Source organism: Microbacterium jejuense, assembly GCF_039544225.1.
In the GTDB taxonomy this organism is placed as follows: Bacteria; Actinomycetota; Actinomycetes; order Actinomycetales; family Microbacteriaceae; genus Microbacterium; species Microbacterium jejuense.
In genome coordinates this window covers 1-18,180 of record NZ_BAABLG010000006.1, presented here as the reverse complement: position 1 = coordinate 18,180, position 18,180 = coordinate 1, and the positions used below count along the sequence as shown (strand labels likewise).

The following is an 18,180-nucleotide window of genomic DNA, read 5'->3' as shown; positions in this document are numbered from 1 at the left end:
CTGTTTCACGGTCCGGTGGATTGCACCCGGGCACGCCCCGATATTGAATACCCACACACCCGATAGGCCGCGCACCGTCGCACGGCCCGCGACACGAAGGACCTCACGAGTGACGACGTCCACAGGCACTGCGCCCGCCTCGGCGCTTCCGGCAGACCAGGTTCCCACCGACGGCGACGCTTCGCGCGGGGCGGTCCTGCTCTCGGGCATCACCAAGCGCTACGGCGACCAGCTCGCCGTCGACGATCTGTCGCTGACCATCCAGCCGGGCGAGTTCATCTCGCTGCTGGGCCCGTCGGGGTGCGGCAAGACGACGACGCTGCGGATGATCGCCGGATTCGAGCAGCCGGACGCGGGCGACATCCGCATCTCGGGCCAGTCGGTGCTCGGCGAGCCGCCGTACCGCCGCAACGTCAACACCGTCTTCCAGGCATACGCACTGTTCCCGCACATGACCGTGGCCGAGAACGTGGCGTACGGACTGCAGCAGCGCAAGACCCCCAAGGCCGAGATCCGCACGCGCGTGTCGGAGGCGCTCGACCTCGTGCAGATGCGCCAGTTCGCCGACCGCAAGCCCACGCAGCTGTCGGGCGGCCAGCAGCAGCGCATCGCGCTGTCGCGGGCGCTCGTCAATCGTCCCGCGGTGCTGCTGCTCGATGAGCCGCTCGGTGCGCTCGACCGGCAGCTGCGCGAAGAGATGCAGCTGGAGCTCAAGCTCCTGCAGTCGCGCCTGGGCATCACGTTCGTGTTCGTGACGCACGACCAGGGCGAGGCGCTGTCGATGAGCGACCGCATCGCGATCATGCGCCACGGCCGCATCGAGCAGATCGCCGACGCCGACACGGTGTACGCGCGTCCGGCGTCCGCCTACGTGGCGGCCTTCGTCGGTCAGCAGAACTTCTTCACCGGGGCCGTCGCCGCCGACGGCGCGTCGGTCGAGGCGCCCGAGGGCCTGGTACGCGGCGCGACCGCCGAGCTCGCAGGGTTCACACGCGGGCAGGCCGCCGTGCGTCCCGAGTTCGTGCGTATCGCGGCGGAGCAGAGCGCCGGCGCCGGCGTAACGGCATCCGCTCTCAACTCCGTCCGCGGCACGCTGCTGGGGGTCGCGCACCTGGGCGAGACCATGCAGTACCTGGTGCAGGTCTCGGACGACAAGAGCATCATCGCTCGCCGTCCCACGCCCGAGGCGCCGTCGCTGGCCGTCGGCGACGCGGTGGTGTGCTCGTGGGATGCCGCGAACGTGCTGCTCTTCCCCGCCGACGACGCCGCCGCCGACAGCGGCTACGTCGCCCCGCCCGCCGCCTGACCCGACCCCGCCTTCCGCACCCGAACACCAGGAGACACCGATGCCCGAGTCCCCGATCCGCATCCTCGCCAGCAGTGACGCCGTGCCCACGATCCGCCGTGAGCTGAGCCGCCGCGGCTTCCTCGGCATCGCCGCCGCGGCGGGCGCCGCCGCGATCCTGACCGCGTGCTCACCCGGCGGCGGCACGTCCGCCGCGCCGAAGGCGACGGGCGGCGCGCTGGAGAGCAAGCTGTCGATCTACACGTGGGGCGACTACGACAGCCCCGACGTGATCGACGCGTTCACCAAGGAGCAGGGGCCGACGGTCGAGCTCAGCTCCTTCAACTCCAACGAGGAGATGATCGCGAAGCTCACCGCCGCCAAGGGCACCGGCGGCTACGACATCGTGGTTCCGACAGGCGTCTACATCCAGCAGATGGTGCAGAACGGCCTGCTGCAGAAGCTCAACCTCGACCTGATCCCCAACTTCAAGAACCTCGACCCGGCGTTCGTCGGCCGCGCGTGGGATCCCGACAACGAGTACTCCATCTGCAAGGACTGGGGCACGACCGGCTTCGTCTACGACAAGACCGTCATCTCGCGCGAGCTCTCGACGTGGAGCGACTTCCTCGACGCCGCCCAGAACGAGGCCAGCGGCAAGACGTCGATGCTCGACGACGCGAGCGAGCTCACGGGCGCCTATTTCTGGGCCAACGGCATCCCGTGGACGACGACCGACGAGGGCGACCTGGATGCCGCGGAGGACTTCCTCGTGAACACCCTCGCCCCGCACCTCGAGGCGTTCGACTCGTACCCGGGCGGTGGCGCCATCCAGCAGGCCTCCCACGTGCTGATGCAGGCCTACAACGGCGACGTCCGCCTCGCGCTCATGGAGACCAGCGAGCCCGACCGCTGGCAGTGGGTGCTGGCCGGTCCGAAGACGGAGATCTGGATGGACAACTGGTCGATCCCGACGGGCGCGCCGCATCCTGAGGCCGCGCACGCCTTCATCAACTACGTGCTCGACCCTGCGGCGTCGCTGCAGGAGCTCGACTACATCGGCTACCACACGGGTGTCGCCGACATCGAGCAGGCCGCCGCCGACGCGGGCCTGGAGCTGCTGGACATGGTCTTCTTCACGCCCGAGCAGCTGGCGACGATGGAGGAGGGCGAGGTCAACGACTCGCTCGCGCGCGTCGTCGACATCTACAACAAGGTCAAGGCGGCCGCGGGTGCGTAAGAAGGCGGGCATCGCCCTGGCGTTCCCCGCGTGGGCCTGGCTGCTCTTCTTCTTCGTCATCCCGGTCGGCTACGTCGTCTGGTTCAGCTTCGGCTACAAGCCGGGCATCTTCGGCACCCACGCGAACGACGTGCTGTCGTTCGACCGCTACGTCGAGGTACTCACGCCCACGTTCTTCGCGACGTTCCAGAACACGCTGTGGATCGGCATCCTGGGTACCCTGGCGTGCCTGGCCATCGGGGCCCCGGTGGCGTACTGGATGGCGGTCAAGGCGCCGCCGTCCAAGCGGGGACTGCTGGTGGCCCTGGTGATGGTGCCGTTCTGGACCAACTTCCTGGTGCGCACGATCGGGTGGCAGATCATCCTCGCCCCCAACGGCTGGGTATCGGGGGTCATGCAGACGCTCGGGCTCGGTCCGCTCGACATCCTGTACACACGCCAGGCCGTGCTGCTCGGCGTCATCTACAACTACCTGCCGCTCATGATCCTGCCCCTGTTCGTCGCCTTCGACCGGGTCGGCCCGGCGCTGCGCGAGGCGTCGAAGGACCTCGGCGCCGGCCGCTGGAGCACGTTCCTGCGGGTCACGCTCCCGATCTCCCGCCCGGGAGTGCTCGCCGGCGTGCTGCTCGTGTTCATCCCCCTCATGGGCGACTACATCACCGCGACGATCCTCGGCGGCGCGAAGGGCAACATGATCGGCCAGATGGTCGCGACGCAGTTCCAGACGGCGCAGAACTGGGCGCTGGGCTCGGCGATGGCGATCATGCTGATCCTCATCGTGCTGCTCACGACGGCGGTGGGCCTCGGCCTGGTGTGGCTCGTCGGCGTGCCGATGCGCCTGCGCAACCGCGTGGTGCTCGATCCGGTGCCCGCCCCTGTGACGCTCGCAGCGCCCGCTTCCCCGGCCGGAGGTGCCGCATGACCGCCACCGACACCCGCACGATCCTGTCGGCGAAGAGCTCCGTGACCCCGCGCGCCAAGCGCAACCGGGGCGACCTCGGCTTCACGATCTGGGGTATCGCCGTCCTGGTGTTCCTGTTCCTGCCGATCGCGGTGGTGGTCGTCTACTCGTTCAACGTGGGGCGGCTGCTGACGTCGTTCACGCAGTTCGGGTTCGACTCGTTCGCCGCGATCGTCTCCAATGAGGTCGTCCGCAATGCGGTGCTGATCTCGGTGCAGACCGGCTTCCTCGCGGCGCTGCTGGCCTCGGTGCTCGGCACTCTCGCGGGCATCGCGATGGCCCGCCACCCCGGCAGGTGGGTCTGGTGGTTCCTGGTGCTGCTGCTGCTCGTGTCGGTGACGCCCGAGATCGTCGACGCTGTCGCGCTGCTGCCGTGGCTCGTGACGCTCGGCCAGGACTGGGGCATCGCGCTCTTCAACAACGGCATCCTCCGCCTCGTGATCGGCCACTCGCTGTTCTCGATCGCGGTCGTGTCGTACCTGGTGCGCGCCCGGCTCATCGGCCTCGACGCCCAGCTCGAAGAGGCCTCCGCAGACCTGTACGCACCGCCGCTGACGACGTTCCGCCGCGTCACGCTGCCGCTCGCGATGCCGGCCGTGCTCGCCGGCTTCCTGCTGTCGTTCACGCTGAGCCTCGACAACACCGTCATCGCGGCGTTCGTCTCCGTCGCCGGATCCACGCCGTGGCCGGTGTACATCCTGGGCGCCGTGCGCACCGGACTGCGTCCCGAGATCGCTGCGGTGTCGACGATCATGCTGCTGCTGACCCTCATCGCCCTGGCCGTCGTCGCCCTCGTGCTCAAGCGCGCCGGCGACTCGGCGGCCGACATCGCCCGCACCATGGCGGGCGGATGATCGGGATGCCGCGGGCTTAGCCGACCGTCCGCCGGCCCGTTTCGTCCCGCTCGTTCCTCGTTCGCTCCACGACCGGATTGCTCAGGGAGTCCCATGCCTCACGCCGACCTCGTCTTCACGGGTGGTCCCGTCTTCACCGCGAACACGGTGCGCTCGCGCACGAGTGCGGTGGCCGTCTCGGGCGGCCGCATCGTCGCCGTCGGAGGCGACGAGGTCCGCGACCTCGTCGGACCCTCGACCGAGGTGGTGGACCTCACGGGCAGGATGCTGCTCCCGGGCTTCCAGGACGCGCACGTCCACCCTGTGTGGGGCGGGCTCGACATGCTCCGCTGCGACCTGTCGGCCTACGAGTCGGCTGCCGACTACCTCGACGCCGTCGGACGGTACGCCCTCGAGCACGCGGACGACGAGTGGATCCTCGGCGGCGGCTGGGGGATGTCGGCCTTCCCGGGCGGCACGCCGACGGCATCCCTCCTCGACACCGTCACCGGCGACCGCCCGGCGTTCCTGCCCAACCGCGACGGCCACGGCGCCTGGGTGAACTCGGCCGCGCTCCGCCGCGCGGGCATCGACCGCGACACTCCGGACCCCGCGGACGGCCGCATCGAGCGCTACGCCGACGGCAGTCCGTCGGGCACGCTGCACGAAGGCGCGATGGCCCTCGTGAACCGTCTGCTGCCTGCCGAGCCCGCCGAGCGCATGGTCGAGGCGCTGCTCACCGGCCAGCGCTACCTGCATTCGTTCGGCGTGACGGCCTGGCAGGACGCGATCGTCGGCTCGTACGGGGATGCCGGCGACCCGGGCCCCGCCTACCTCGCGGCGGCCGCGGACGGGCGGCTCACCGGCCGCGTCGTCGGCGCGCTGTGGTGGGACCGCACCGCGGGGCTGGAGCAGATCCCGTTCCTGGTCGAGCGCCGCGAGCAGTACCGCGCCGGGCGCTTCGCGGCGACGAGCATCAAGATCATGCAGGACGGGGTGGCCGAGAACTTCACCGGCTCGATGCTGGAGCCGTACTTCGACGGCCACGGCCACCCGACCGACAACTCGGGCATCTCGTTCGTGCCGCCGGCGGTGCTGAACGAGGCCGTGCCGCTGCTGGACGCGGCCGGGTTCCAGGTGCACTTCCACGCCATCGGCGACCGCGCCGTGCGGGAGTGCCTGGATGCCGTCGAGCACGCGATCGCCCGCAACGGCCGCAGCGATCACCGCCATCACATCGCGCACATCCAGGTCGTTCACCCCGAAGACCTCTCGCGGTTCCGCGAGCTCGATGTCGCCGCCAACATGCAGTCGCTGTGGGCGACGTACGAGCCGCAGATGGTGGAGCTGACGCTGCCGTTCTTCGGTCCCGAACGCTCGGCATGGCAGTACCCCTTCGGCGACCTGCTGCGCGCGGGCGCCGTGCTCGCCGCGGGCAGCGACTGGTCGGTGTCGACGCCCGATCCGATGGCCGCCATCCACACCGCCGTCAACCGCAAGGCCGCGCCCGGGTACGAGGAAGGCGAGTACGACCCCTTCTATCCCGAGCAGGCCATCGACCTCGCGACCTCGCTCACCGCGTACACGGCGGGCTCGGCGTGGGTGAACCACCTCGACGATCTCACCGGCACTGTCGAGGTCGGCAAGTACGCCGATCTCGTGGTGCTCGACCGCGACCCGTTCGCCGGGCCCGCCGACCAGATCGGCGCGACCCGCGTGCTGCAGACGTTCGTCGAGGGCGAGCGCGTGTACGCGGCCTCCTGACCCGGTCTGCCATTTCGGTCGTTGAGCGAGCGAGGAACGAGCGAGACGAAACGCCGCGAGCCGCACGTCGGACCCCGCCGCTTCCGCAACGGCTGCGAGGAGTCGAGTCCTGAGACCGTCTCGCCGCGTTTCGTCTTCAGGCGCCGGAGCGCCTTCCGCTCAACGACCGGGAGATTCGGGCGCCAGAGCGCCCTCCGCTCAACGAGCGGGAACGCCTGCCAGTTCGTGCAGCACGCCGTGATGCTCGGGCGTCCAGCCGAGCTCGCGCGCCTCGGCGCCGAAGGCGGCCTGGTCGAGAAGCAGCGCGTCGGCGAACGCCGTGCCGAGACGGGCGCGTGTCGCCTCGACGGACTCGGGTGAGGCATCCGATCCGGTCGCCTCGGCCACCTCCCGCACGCTCACCGGCGCGCCGTCGCTCGCGATCAGCCGGCCGACAGCATCGGGGTGCGTCACCGCCAGCAGGTACAGGCGGGCGAGGTCGTCGACGTGCACCCACGTCCAGCGCTGCGAGCCGTCGCCGACGAGCGTGAGGGCGCCGTCGGCGGTGCGCGGCGCGTCGACGATCACCGACAGAAGCCCCTTGCCGTGGCCGTACACGACAGCCGGCACGAGGACGGCGGCGGAGACGTCCGCGGCCAGCAGACGGTCCTCGAGCGGCACGCGCCACGCCACGAGATCGGTCGGAGCCGGTGTGTCGGAACTGTGGATGCCGTCGCCCGCGCCGTACTCCCAGATCCCGCTGGTCAGCACGAAGCGCCGATCCGTGCCGCCGTACGCGCGTTCGGCCGCCTCGACGACTGCGAGGTTCAGCCGTTCGGCGTCGTCCGAGGCGGCGGTGTGGATCGCGGCATCCGTCCCCTCGAGCAGGCCTGCGAGCCAGCCCGCGTCGTACAGGTCGCCGATGACGGGCGTGGCGCCCTTCGCCGCGACGGTCGCCGCGGCCTGATCGCTGCGCACTGCGGCGACGACGTCGTGCCCGGCGTCGAGGAGGGTGTCGAGGACGGCGGAGCCGATATTGCCGGTCGCACCGGTCAGTAGGATCTTCATGCCGTTCACGGTAGGGCCGACCCCGTCGGTTACTTCAACGGAACTTCCCCGGAGGTGACCCCGCATGACGACTGTCGAATGGGACGTGACCAGCCCGGCGTGCCCGAGCAGGGTCATCTTCTCCCGCATCGGCGACCGGTGGACGATGTTCATCGTGCTCGCGCTGTCGGAGCGGACCATGCGGTTCTCCGAGCTCAAGGAGCGTCTCGGCCAGGTCTCGCCGAAGGTGCTCACCGAGACGCTGCGCGCGCTCGAGGCCGACGGCCTTGTCGAGCGGCAGTCGTTCCCGGACTCTCCGCCGCGGGTCGAGTACTCGCTCACCGCCCTCGGCCGCTCGCTCCTGGAGCCGATAGCGGCCATGCGGGCGTGGGCGGAGCAGCACGTGCCCGAGGTGCTGGAGTCGCGCCGGCGTGCGCTCAGCGCCTGACAGGGGCGACCTATGCTGTATCGGTGACCCGACTGCTCCTCGTCATCGACATCCAGCGCGACTACTTCCCCGGCGGGCGTCACCCGCTGGTGGGGTCGGATGCCGCCGCCGACGCGGCTGCGCGCCTGATCGGCGCCTTCCGCACGACGGGTGAGCGGGTCGTCCACGTGCAGCACATCTGGGACGGTCCGGATGCCGCGTTCTTCGAATCCGAGACGCCCGGGGTCGAGTTCGACCCGCGCGTGGCGCCCGACGGGCAGGAGCACGTGATCGTCAAGCACGAGCCGAACGCGTTCCTCGGCACAGGGCTGGAGTCGCTGCTGCGCGCCTCCGAGGCCGACGAGATCGTCGTCGCCGGCATGATGACGAGCATGTGCGTCGATGCGACAGTGCGTGCGGCGTCGGACCTGGGCTTCACCCTCGCCGTCGCGCAGGACGCGTGCGCCGCCCCCGACCTGACCCTCGGCGAGGTCACGGTGCCCGGCGCACAGGTGCACGCCGCGTTCCTCGCCGCCCTCGACGGCACGTACGCGCGCGTCGCCCCGGTCGAGGCGCTGATCGGCGAGCTCGCCACCGTCTGACCTCGGGCGCGGTCGCCCGACAATCCGTCCGGACGCCTTCGGAATCTCCGACACCGGCCCGCCCCACCGTGCACGCCCACGGGCGAGGATGGGAGAAACCAACGCATCGGAGTTGATAACCGTGGGCACGACCGTCTTCGAACGACAGCGGCCGCAGGCATCCGTCATCCGGTACTCGCTCGCCGATACCAGGCACTCCGTCTTCTGGCGTGACGACCTGCCAGAGCCGCTGACGCCGGACCGCCCGCCGCTCGTGGGCACGCATCGCGCCGACCTCGTCATCGTCGGCGGTGGCTATACCGGCCTGTGGACGGCGCTGCTGGCGAGCGAGCGCACCCCCGGCGCGAAGATCGTCGTCGTCGAGGCGCAGCGCGTCGGCTGGGCCGCGTCGGGCCGCAACGGCGGCTTCTGCGAGTCGAGCCTCACGCACGGCCACGAGAACGGCATGGCCCGGTGGCCGAAGGAGATGCCGCTCATCGACCGGCTCGGCCTGGAGAACCTCGACGCGATCGAGACCTCCGAGACGACGTACGGCATGGACTTCCAGTTCGAGCGTACCGGCCAGCTCGCTCCCGCCACCGAACCGCACCAGGTCGAGTGGCTCAAGGAGTGGGCCGCCGAAGGCGAGGACGGCGTCGTCTACCTCGATCAGGACGAGGTGCGCGCCTCGGTCGACTCTCCCACCTACCTCGCGGGGGTGTGGGAGAAGGACACGTGCGGCATGGTGCACCCGGCCCGCATGGCGGCCGAGCTGGCGCGGGTCTGCGAGGAGCGCGGCGTCGAGATCTTCGAGCGCTCGCACGTGACGGGACTCGACACCTCGGGCCCGGGCGTCGTCGTGATCACCGAGCAGGGCCGGGTGCAGGCTCCCCGAGCCGCCCTCGGCACCAACGTCTTCCCGTCGCTGCTCAAGCGGAACCGCCTCATGACGCTGCCGGTGTACGACTACGTGCTGATGACCGAGCCGCTGTCGGCCGAACAGCTGGCATCGATCGGCTGGAACGACCGGCAGGGCATCGGCGACCTGGCCAACCAGTTCCACTACTACCGGATCACCAAGGACAACCGGATCCTCTTCGGCGGGTACGACGCGATCTACCGCTACGGCCGCAAGGTCGACCCGGCGCACGAGCACCGCCCGGAGACATGGGAGAAGCTCGCGAGCCACTTCTTCACGACCTTCCCCCAGCTGGAGGGCCTGCGCTTCACGCACCAGTGGGCGGGCGCGATCGACTCGTCGACCCAGTTCACCGCCTTCTTCGGCACGGCACGCGAGCGCCGCATCGCGTACGCGGCGGGCTTCACGGGCCTGGGCGTGGGCTCGACCCGCTTCGCCGGCGAGGTCATGCTCGACCTGCTCGACGGCGTCTCGAACGAGCGCACCGAGCTCGAGATGGTGCGCAAGCGCCCGATCCCGTTCCCGCCCGAGCCCGTCGCCTCGATGGCGGTGAACACCGTGCGCTGGTCGCTCGATCGCGCCGACCACAACCTCGGCAAGCGCAACGTGCTGCTGAAGACCCTCGATGCGCTCGGTCTGGGGTTCGACTCGTGACGGTGAATGTGGATGCCGTGGCCCTGGCGATCCCGCTGGAGCCGCTGCCCGCCGACCAGGTGGTGGCCGGCGCCCCGTCGACCGGGTTCGTCGAGCTGACCGACACGATCGGCGTGTGGGAGCACACCCCCGGCACCTCGACCGACGTCGAGGCCGATGAGGTCTTCGTCGTGCTGTCAGGCTCCGCGACGCTGTCGTTCGCCGACCCGGCGCGGGAGCCCGTGGAGTTGCGCGCAGGTTCGATCGTGCAGCTTACGGAGGGCATGCACACGGTGTGGACTGTGCACGAGACGCTGCGCAAGGTCTACGTCGCCGGCTGACGCGAAGCCCTCTGATTCCGTGCACCCCGTTTCGTCTCACTGGCGCTCGCTCAGCGCCCGACCAGTCGTTGAGCGGGTAAAGGGGCACCAAAGTACCGCCACGCGAGCACAACAGGCTCACGGCGTTGGTACGTGCATGGGGATTACTACACGAACAGGTCGCACGAATCGATACACCATCGCCCGTTCACCAGCTTTGAGGTAGACAGTTCCTGTGAGTGACTGGCGAACGAGCGAACCTGAGCCGAATTTCGACCCGAACTCCGCGGCACCAACCGGTCAAGCATCGGATGCTCCCCACGCCGAGACGGAGTTCGCTGACGTGGATGGCGGCACCGACATCGAGGAACGGCCACTCGAGCCACTCGACGAGATCCGGCAGCTCTTGTTTGAAGATCAATCCCGTCTGGGGGATGTGTATAGGCTGCACGTCGTTGACGGACACTCTCCCCAAGAGGTCGCAGATCGCCTCAACATAGGCACGCCGAACTTCGTGTACAGCTACCGGGCCTACGTCGACGCGATACTGAGCGGCAAAGTGTCTTCGGGTGCGCAACTTCGGCGACAGACGGCGAGCGCACTGCGTTCACTGATTCGACGAAACCGCAGTGCGCTGAGCACGGAAGCGCTCAGGATCCTGAACGCCAATCTGGCGCTCGCGGAGCAGCCGACTGTGTCGGATGAGGCTCTCGATGAAGCGCCGTCTGAAGCCGTACAAGATGAAGAGACACGCGCGGTCACCGACGCGCTGGAGCGTACGCCAGGGATCTACGCATTCTCGTATGGGTGGTACCTCGAGAACCCTGTGGACAACAAAGCCAACACGCTCATCAAGATCGGAAAGTCAGAAAACGTAGGCGAACGGATCCGCCAGCACCGTGTCGGGGCCAGGGCCCACATTCCGGAGCCTCTGGTCGTCGTTCGCGTTTACGGAATCGGCGACCGGGATCTCGATCAGACGGAACGAGATTTCCATCGGCTGCTCAGCACGGCTGGACACGACAATCCGCGAAGAATCGTCGCTCAGCGCAGCGAGGTCGGGAAGGAGTGGTTCCTCACGAACGAGGCGTTCCTGGATGCAATCGCTAGCGCGCTAGGACTTCGCACGGAATACATCGGCCGATCGGAGTTCGTCGAATAGCGGACCGAGCGATCGCTCACATGAGCGACATGGCACCGACGCTCCCGGCAGGATCGCAGGCACGCCGATGCGACCATGGAGGCATGCGTGCAGTCGTCTACGACGCCTTCGGCGTCGCGCCTGAAGTTCGTGACGTCGCGAGGCCGACGGCGCCGGCAGGAGGGGTCGTCGTGGAGGTGCGGGCCACCGGACTGTGCCGCAGCGACTGGCACGGCTGGGCAGGGCACGACGACGACATCTCGCTCCCGCATGTGCCGGGTCACGAGCTCGCGGGGGTGATCTCCGAGGTCGGCGCGGGGGTGACGGACTGGCGCGTCGGCGACCGCGTCACCGTGCCGTTCGTGTGCGGCTGCGGACGGTGCCAGTGGTGCCTGCAGGGTGACGCGCAGGTGTGCCCCGACCAGACGCAGCCGGGGTTCACGCACGACGGATCGTTCGCCGAGTTCGTCGTGCTGCACGCGGCCGACGCGAACCTCGTCGCGATCCCCGAAGCGGTGACCTTCGAGGCCGCGGCGGCCCTCGGGTGCCGGTTCGCGACCGCCTACCGCGGCCTCGTCGGGCGCGCCCGCCTCGCGGCGGACGAGTGGGTGACGATCGTCGGCGCCGGCGGCGTGGGCCTCAGCGCCGTCATGATCGCCAAGGCCCTCGGCGCGAAGGTGATCGTCATCGACCGTCACCGGGCGGCGCTGGATGCGGCATCCCTTCTCGGCGCCGATCACACCGTCCTCGCGGACGGGCGCGACGTGTCCGCCCTCGTGCATGAACTGAGCCATGGCGGGACACACGTGTCGGTGGACGCCGTCGGCAGCGAGCAGACCTGCGCGGACGCGATCCAGAGCCTCCGTCGACGCGGACGCCACGTGCAGATCGGCCTGCTCCCGCCCCTCGAGGGGCACCCCCGCGTGCCGATGTCGCGAGTGATCGGCTGGGAGCTCGACCTGCTCGGCAGCCACGGCATGGCCGCGGGGGACTACCCGGGGATGCTGGCGCTCATCGCGTCCGGCGCGCTGCACCCGGAGTCCCTCGTCGAGCGCGTCGTCGGGCTGGCAGAGGCCGCGGCGCTGCTGCCCGCTTTCGACCAGGCGACGCCGGCCGGCATGACGATGATCGACCCTCGCCCGCCCTGATCTCCGAACGGGCGTCGGTGGGGACGCTCGTGAGCGCCCCCACCGACGCGGCTATCCGAAGTGGATGCCGTCCGACCCGGCGGCGATCAGATCCAGGGGCCGCTGGGTGATCTGACGCACCGGCTGCCAGTAGTTGTCGATCCAGACAGGCGTGTCGTCGTCGAACCCGCTCAGGAACTCGATCACGTCGGACGTGGTGAAGAACTGGTGCCCTTCGGGCAGGCGGTTCTTCAGGGGCCAGGTGTTATCGGCCATGAGGTCTTCCTTCCGGTACAACTCCCGCCCGGCGGGCAGGGTTGGTACGCGGAAGGGGCCATGCCGTCATGGTAGCGAGTCAGCGCCCCGCGGACCTCCGGACCAGGAGCGCGAGATGCAGGGCCGTCTGGGTCTCGCCGTCGTCGAGGTCGGAGCCGAGGAGCTCCTCGATCAGGGCGATCCGCTGGTAGAACACCGAACGCGACAAGTGCGACGCGGATGCCGCGGCCGTGCGGTTCCCGGGGTGGGCGAGCATCGCCTCCAGGACGTCCAGCAGGTCGCCCGAACGGGACAGGTCGTGCGAGATCAGCGGCGCGAGCATGCGTTCGCCGTGCTCGAGCACCCGGTGGTCGTCGCGCAGCGCGCTCACCAGCTGCACGAGCGGGCGGTTCTCGGAACGCCGCAGATACGGCCCGCGGCCCGAGCGGCGCCGCCGCCCACCGGCGAGGTCGACGGCCTCGTGCACCGACGCCAACGCGTCTTCGATCCCCTCGGCACCGCGACCGACCGAGACCACGACGCGCTCGATGTCGGCGGGATCGACCAGCGCACGAACGAGACCGAGCACCGCCGCATCGTCGAAGGCGACCTCCGGCGGCAGCGACATGAGCAGGGTCGCGCCCACCCCGCCGCCGGGCGCCGAGCCGGCGAGCGCGCGCCCGCGCAGGACCCGGGCTGCGGCATCCACTCGCTCCGCCGCGACCGGCACACCCGATATCACCACGCCGTGCAGGCGCGAAGCGCGCAGCGGCAGCCCGGCGGCCTCGAGGCGGGCTGCTGCTCCCCCGACGCCGGCGAACCGGCCGGACAGCAGTCCGTCGACGAGGCGGCGGCGTCCGATCCGGGCCCACTCATCCGCGTCCCCGTCGGCGAGACGGCCCACGGCGAGCGCGATCGCGCCCTGCTCGAGCACAGCGGTACGGCCGGCGGCGTGATCGGGTCCGGGTAGCGCGATGAGGTTGCCCCACCGGATGCCGCGGGCCTCGACCGGCACGATGAGCCAGTCGTCGGCATCGGGGCCGAGGCCTCGCTCGCGGCGGGCTGCGAGGCGGCGGTGGGCGGAGCGGGACTGCAGCTCCCACTCGGTGAACAGGTCCTCCTCCATCGCCAGCGGCACCTCGGCGGCGACGACCTCGTACCCGAGGTTCTCCAGCACGATGGGGGCGCCGAGGGTCTGGGCGAGCTGATGGACGATGAAGTCCGCGGGCGAGCCGCGCAGCACGAGCGCCGTGAAGCGCTCGCGCACCTCGTCGCGGGCGCGCAGAGCGTCGGTCTGGCCGGTGATGATGCGGCTGTGCACGGCCTCGGTCAGGGCCACGAACTTCACCTCTCGATGCAGCACCACCAGGGCCAGTCCGCGCTCGCGCGCGGCGTCGACGACCACCGCCGGCACATAGTGGTAGTGCGTGCCGAGTTCGAGCACGAGGCCCGCGAGACCGGCATCCACCAGCTCGTCGATGAAGCGGCGCAGGTCCGACGGCTCGGCCGGCCACGACGAGCCGGTCGACAGCAGCAGCTCGCCGCCGTCGAGCAGACGGGCGACGCCGGCACTGTCGGACACGTGCAGCCAGCGCACACGGGCGTCGAGCGCATCGTCGCCGACGAGCACCTCGGGAACGCCGTTCGCGACGGCGTCGAGAGCGATCACCTCGCGCACGGTCGGGAGCGTTTCGTTTGCAGATCGTTCGGCCGGACGATCCGTATGGAACGTTCGATCTTCGCGACGGTCGGGCACCGTTGCCGCCTCTTCTTCTCTGACAGGCTGGGACCCGTCAAGCCTAAGGGATCGTCACACGATCTGTCCGACGCCGAAGGAACCGCTCCATGACCACCGTCGAAACCACCGTCGCTCCGTCCGCGCAGACCACCGAGGTCCGCGTCATCTCCCACTGGATCGACGGCGCCGAACGCCCGTCGACGAGCGGGCGCACGGCACCGGTGTACAACCCGGCGACCGGTCAGGTCACCGCGCACGTGGCCCTGGCCGACCAGGCCGAGATCGACGCGGCGATCGCGTCGGCCAGTGCCGGCTTCGAGATCTGGAGCGGCTACTCGATCGCCAAGCGCCAGGCTGTGCTGTTCTCGTTCCGCGAGCTGCTCAACTCCCGCAAGCGCGAGCTCGCCGAGATCATCACCTCCGAGCACGGCAAGGTCGTCTCGGATGCGATGGGTGAGATCCTGCGTGGCCAGGAGGTCGTCGAGCTGGCCACCGGGTTCCCGCATCTGATCAAGGGCGCATACTCCGAGAACGTGTCGACGGGCATCGACGTGTACTCGACCAAGCAGCCCCTGGGCGTGGTGGGCATCGTCTCGCCGTTCAACTTCCCGGCGATGGTGCCGATGTGGTTCTTCCCCATCGCGATCGCCGCGGGAAACGCCGTCGTGCTGAAGCCGTCCGAGAAGGACCCGTCGGCCGCACTGTGGCTGGCCGCACTGTGGAAGGAGGCGGGTCTTCCCGACGGCGTCTTCACGGTGCTGCAGGGCGACAAGCTCGCCGTCGACGGCCTGCTCACCAGCCCGGCCGTCGAGTCGATCAGCTTCGTCGGATCGACCCCGATCGCCGAGTACATCTACGAGACCGCGGCACGGCACGGCAAGCGCGTGCAGGCCCTCGGCGGAGCGAAGAACCACATGCTGGTGCTGCCCGACGCCGACCTCGATCTCGTCGCCGACTCCGCGGTCAACGCGGGCTACGGCGCAGCGGGCGAGCGGTGCATGGCGATCTCGGTGGTCTTGGCCGTCGAGCCCGTCGCCGACGACCTGATCGCGAAGATCCAGGAGCGCATCGCGAAGCTGCGCATCGGCAACGGCGCCGGCGTGGACGGCGTCGAGCCTGACATGGGACCCCTGATCACCGGCATCCACCGTTCGAAGGTCTCGGAGTACGTCGACATCGCCGAAGCGGACGGGGCCGAGGTCGTCGTCGACGGCCGCGGGTTCCAGGTCGACGGCCACCAGGACGGGTTCTTCTTCGGCCCGACCCTGCTCGACCGCGTGCCGACCACGAGCCGTGCGTACACCGAGGAGATCTTCGGGCCGGTGCTGTCGGTCGTGCGGGTCGAGTCCTACGACGAGGGTCTCGAGCTCATCAACTCCGGCCAGTTCGGCAACGGCACCGCGATCTTCACGAACGACGGCGGCGCCGCCCGCCGGTTCCAGAACGAGGTGCACGTCGGCATGATCGGCATCAACGTGCCCATCCCCGTGCCGGTCGCGTACCACTCGTTCGGCGGGTGGAAGAAGTCGCTGTTCGGCGACGCGAAGGCCTACGGCGTGCACGGCTTCGACTTCTTCACGCGCGAGAAGGCCATCACCAGCCGCTGGCTCGACCCCGCCACACGCAGCGATTCAGAACACCGCGGCATCAACCTCGGCTTCCCCCAGAACAACTGATCCGCGAACACGTCTCGTCTCGCTTCGCTCGCTCAACGACCGGGTAAAGGACCCCGCATGACTGACACCCTCCTCACGGGCATCGAGCCCGACCTCGAGGCCGACGCCCGCGTGCGCGCGGACGACCGCGGGCACGTGTTCCACTCGTGGAGTGCCCAGGCCCTCATCGATCCGCTGCCGATCGCAGGCGGCGAGGGCTCGACGTTCTGGGACTACGCCGGCAACGCGTACCTCGACTTCAGCTCGCAGCTGGTCAACCTCAACCTGGGGCACCAGCATCCCGATCTCGTCCGCGCGATCCAGGAGCAGGCGGGCCGGCTGGCCACCATCCAGCCGTCGATGGCCAACGACGTGCGCGGCGAGCTCGCCCGGCGCATCGCCGAAGTCGCCGGCGACGGGTTCGAGAAGGTGTTCTTCACGAACGGCGGCGCCGACGCCAACGAGAACGCGGTGCGCATGGCGCGCCTGTTCACGGGCCGCCGCAAGGTGCTGTCGATGTACCGCAGCTACCACGGCAACACGTCGACCGCGATCAGCCTGACCGGTGACCCGCGGCGCTGGCCGAACGAGCCCGCCGACGGCTCCATCGTGCACTTCCACGGTCCGTACCCGTACCGGTCGTCGTTCCACTCCGACAGTCCCGAGCAGGAGACCGCCCGCGCACTGGAGCACCTCGAGCAGACGATCGTGCTCGAAGGCGCGGCGACGATCGCCGGCATCCTCCTCGAGACGATCGTCGGCACCAACGGCGTGCTCATCCCGCCGCCCGGCTACCTCGCCGGCGTGCGGGCGCTGTGCGACAAGTACGGCATCGTCTACATCGCCGACGAGGTGATGGTCGGCTTCGGCCGCGTGGGCGAGTGGTTCGCGTTCCAGGCTTTCGACGTGCAGCCCGACCTCATCAGCTTCGCGAAGGGCGTGAACTCGGGGTACGTGCCTCTCGGCGGCGTCGTCATCTCGGACCGCATCGCTGCGCACTTCGACACGGTGTCGTTCCCGGGCGGGCTCACCTACTCGGGCCACCCGCTGGCGTGCGCCGCGGGCGTGGCGACGTTCGAGGTGTTCGAGCGCGACGGCATCCTCGAGCGCGTCCGCGACCTCGGCTCGCGCGTGGTGGAGCCCCGCCTGCGCGAGATCGCGTCGCGCCACCCGTCCGTGGGCGAGGTTCGCGGCCTGGGGCTGTTCTGGGCGATCGAGCTCGTGAAGGACCGCGAGACGCGCGAACAGCTCGTCCCGTTCAACGCGAGCGGAGCGGATGCCGCACCCGTCGCCGCAGTCGCCGCCGCGTGCAAGCGCGACGGCGTGTGGCCGTTCACGCACTTCAACCGCGTGCACGTCGCGCCCCCGCTGGTCATCACCGAGGACGAGCTGCTGCGCGGCCTCGACGTGATCGACCGGGCCCTCTCGGCCGCCGACGAGTACGTCACGCGCTGACCTCCACTTCGTCATCGGGGGCCCCGCATCCGCACGGATGCGGGGCCCTCATCGGCTGTCGCCGAATCGTTCCGATGCGCGGGAATAGATGAGCCTTGCCTGAGGTTGTTTCTGTATCCAGCACCATGTGGTGCCGCAGGAGGGGACTGTGGGCAAGAACTACATCGACATCGAGAACGACCAGGGCGAGACGCTGCGCTACCGCAAGCACGTCAATGGTCGTGGCCTGATCGCGCATGGAGCGAAGGTGCACCCGAGCGCCGTCGTCGAGGCGGGGGCGTATGTCGAACCGGGCGTGCAGATCGCGGCGGGCGCGCACGTCGGCCGCGGTGTGTGGGTCGAGACGGATGCCGTCATCGGACCCAACGCCGTCATCGAACCGCACGCGCACATCGGCCCGCGGGCCGCGATCGGCCCCAAGGCCAAGATCGGCGTCCGCACGCAGGTCGGCCACGACGCGCGTGTGGCGGGTGGCTCCCTCATCGGCGACGACGTGACGATCGCCGACGGCGAGCGCGTCGCCACCGACCGGCGGGGCCTGCGCCTGGCGGCGTAACGGCCACGCTTCGCGAGAATCCCCTGTTCCGCCGAGACCGGGGGATCTCGCCGAGACCGAGGGCGTGGCCCCCGGTCTCGCGGAGAACTCCATGGGTCGGCGGGCGGATCCCCTGGGTCGGCGCTTGTCTGTCGCACCGGCCGGACGGCTGTGGATGACTGCGCCGACGGAGCGTGCCGCCCCGCTAGCTGTACTGCCCAGGGACGTTGGTTGATCTGCGACGACTCGCTGTAGTCGTTCGGGTGTGAAGAGGGCCTCCTGCGT

The 18,180-nt window shown here is 69.7% G+C and carries 17 protein-coding genes; 14 read left to right on the top strand and 3 right to left on the bottom strand.

Annotated elements, in window-relative coordinates; all coding sequences use genetic code 11:
- The first annotated feature begins 109 nt into the window (after positions 1-109).
- From ABEA46_RS12335 to ABEA46_RS12315, 5 genes are all read left to right on the top strand, one after another.
- Entirely contained in the window at positions 110-1,306 is a 1,197-nt protein-coding gene (locus tag ABEA46_RS12335; RefSeq protein WP_345544852.1) for an ABC transporter ATP-binding protein, read from the top strand.
- A gap of 40 nt (positions 1,307-1,346) precedes the next feature.
- The gene (locus ABEA46_RS12330) at positions 1,347-2,525 is read left to right on the top strand and encodes a polyamine ABC transporter substrate-binding protein (protein WP_345544851.1); all 1,179 of its coding nucleotides are present in this window, start codon (positions 1,347-1,349) and stop codon (positions 2,523-2,525) included.
- On the top strand, positions 2,518-3,447 hold the full coding sequence (locus ABEA46_RS12325; RefSeq protein WP_345544850.1) for an ABC transporter permease: 930 nt from the start codon (positions 2,518-2,520) through the stop codon (positions 3,445-3,447). Before ABEA46_RS12330 ends, ABEA46_RS12325 begins: the two co-directional genes overlap by 8 nt.
- Positions 3,444-4,340: an ABC transporter permease gene (locus ABEA46_RS12320; protein WP_345544849.1), complete on the top strand. Its 897-nt coding sequence runs from the start codon at positions 3,444-3,446 to the stop codon at positions 4,338-4,340. Before ABEA46_RS12325 ends, ABEA46_RS12320 begins: the two co-directional genes overlap by 4 nt.
- Before the next feature lie 93 nt (positions 4,341-4,433).
- Positions 4,434-6,083, top strand: coding sequence for an amidohydrolase (locus ABEA46_RS12315; protein ID WP_345544848.1), 1,650 nt, complete (start codon positions 4,434-4,436; stop codon positions 6,081-6,083).
- 198 nt (positions 6,084-6,281) lie between these two features.
- On the opposite strand, the gene ABEA46_RS12310 is transcribed toward ABEA46_RS12315, so the two are convergent.
- The gene (locus ABEA46_RS12310; protein ID WP_345544847.1) at positions 6,282-7,130 is read right to left on the bottom strand and encodes an NAD-dependent epimerase/dehydratase family protein; all 849 of its coding nucleotides are present in this window, start codon (positions 7,128-7,130) and stop codon (positions 6,282-6,284) included.
- Positions 7,131-7,194: 64 nt separating this feature from the next.
- Between ABEA46_RS12310 and ABEA46_RS12305 the strand changes: the two genes are divergently transcribed.
- The 6 genes from ABEA46_RS12305 (at position 7,195) to ABEA46_RS12280 (ending at position 12,278) form a co-directional block, all read left to right on the top strand.
- Entirely contained in the window at positions 7,195-7,557 is a 363-nt protein-coding gene (locus ABEA46_RS12305) for a winged helix-turn-helix transcriptional regulator (RefSeq protein ID WP_345544846.1), read from the top strand.
- Between the two features lie 23 nt (positions 7,558-7,580).
- A complete protein-coding gene (locus tag ABEA46_RS12300) occupies positions 7,581-8,138 on the top strand; it encodes a cysteine hydrolase family protein (RefSeq protein ID WP_345544845.1) in 558 nt (185 codons plus the stop codon).
- 121 nt (positions 8,139-8,259) lie between these two features.
- On the top strand, positions 8,260-9,690 hold the full coding sequence (locus ABEA46_RS12295) for an NAD(P)/FAD-dependent oxidoreductase (protein ID WP_345544844.1): 1,431 nt from the start codon (positions 8,260-8,262) through the stop codon (positions 9,688-9,690).
- The gene (locus ABEA46_RS12290; protein WP_345544843.1) at positions 9,687-10,010 is read left to right on the top strand and encodes a cupin domain-containing protein; all 324 of its coding nucleotides are present in this window, start codon (positions 9,687-9,689) and stop codon (positions 10,008-10,010) included. The genes ABEA46_RS12295 and ABEA46_RS12290 overlap by 4 nt, the downstream gene beginning before the upstream one ends.
- A 214-nt stretch (positions 10,011-10,224) precedes the next feature.
- Entirely contained in the window at positions 10,225-11,151 is a 927-nt protein-coding gene (locus ABEA46_RS12285) for a GIY-YIG nuclease family protein (protein WP_345544842.1), read from the top strand.
- Positions 11,152-11,234: 83 nt separating this feature from the next.
- Complete coding sequence (locus ABEA46_RS12280; RefSeq protein WP_345544841.1) at positions 11,235-12,278, top strand: zinc-dependent alcohol dehydrogenase family protein; 1,044 nt, start codon at positions 11,235-11,237, stop codon at positions 12,276-12,278.
- A 51-nt stretch (positions 12,279-12,329) separates the two neighbouring features.
- Here ABEA46_RS12280 and ABEA46_RS12275 read toward each other — a convergent pair whose 3' ends face one another.
- Both ABEA46_RS12275 and ABEA46_RS12270 read right to left on the bottom strand, forming a co-directional pair.
- Positions 12,330-12,533 carry a hypothetical protein gene (locus ABEA46_RS12275; RefSeq protein ID WP_345544840.1) on the bottom strand — a complete coding sequence of 68 codons (204 nt, stop codon included), beginning with the start codon at positions 12,531-12,533 and terminating at the stop codon, positions 12,330-12,332.
- 79 nt (positions 12,534-12,612) lie between these two features.
- Positions 12,613-14,190, bottom strand: coding sequence for a PucR family transcriptional regulator (locus ABEA46_RS12270; protein WP_345544839.1), 1,578 nt, complete (start codon positions 14,188-14,190; stop codon positions 12,613-12,615).
- A gap of 167 nt (positions 14,191-14,357) precedes the next feature.
- On the opposite strand from ABEA46_RS12270, the gene ABEA46_RS12265 reads away from it, so the two are divergent.
- The 3 genes from ABEA46_RS12265 (at position 14,358) to ABEA46_RS12255 (ending at position 17,916) form a co-directional block, all read left to right on the top strand.
- A complete protein-coding gene (locus ABEA46_RS12265) occupies positions 14,358-15,926 on the top strand; it encodes a CoA-acylating methylmalonate-semialdehyde dehydrogenase (protein WP_345544838.1) in 1,569 nt (522 codons plus the stop codon).
- 57 nt (positions 15,927-15,983) lie between these two features.
- A complete protein-coding gene (locus ABEA46_RS12260; RefSeq protein ID WP_345544837.1) occupies positions 15,984-17,360 on the top strand; it encodes an aspartate aminotransferase family protein in 1,377 nt (458 codons plus the stop codon).
- Between the two features lie 148 nt (positions 17,361-17,508).
- Complete coding sequence (locus ABEA46_RS12255) at positions 17,509-17,916, top strand: transferase (RefSeq protein WP_345544836.1); 408 nt, start codon at positions 17,509-17,511, stop codon at positions 17,914-17,916.
- Positions 17,917-18,180 lie beyond the last annotated feature (264 nt).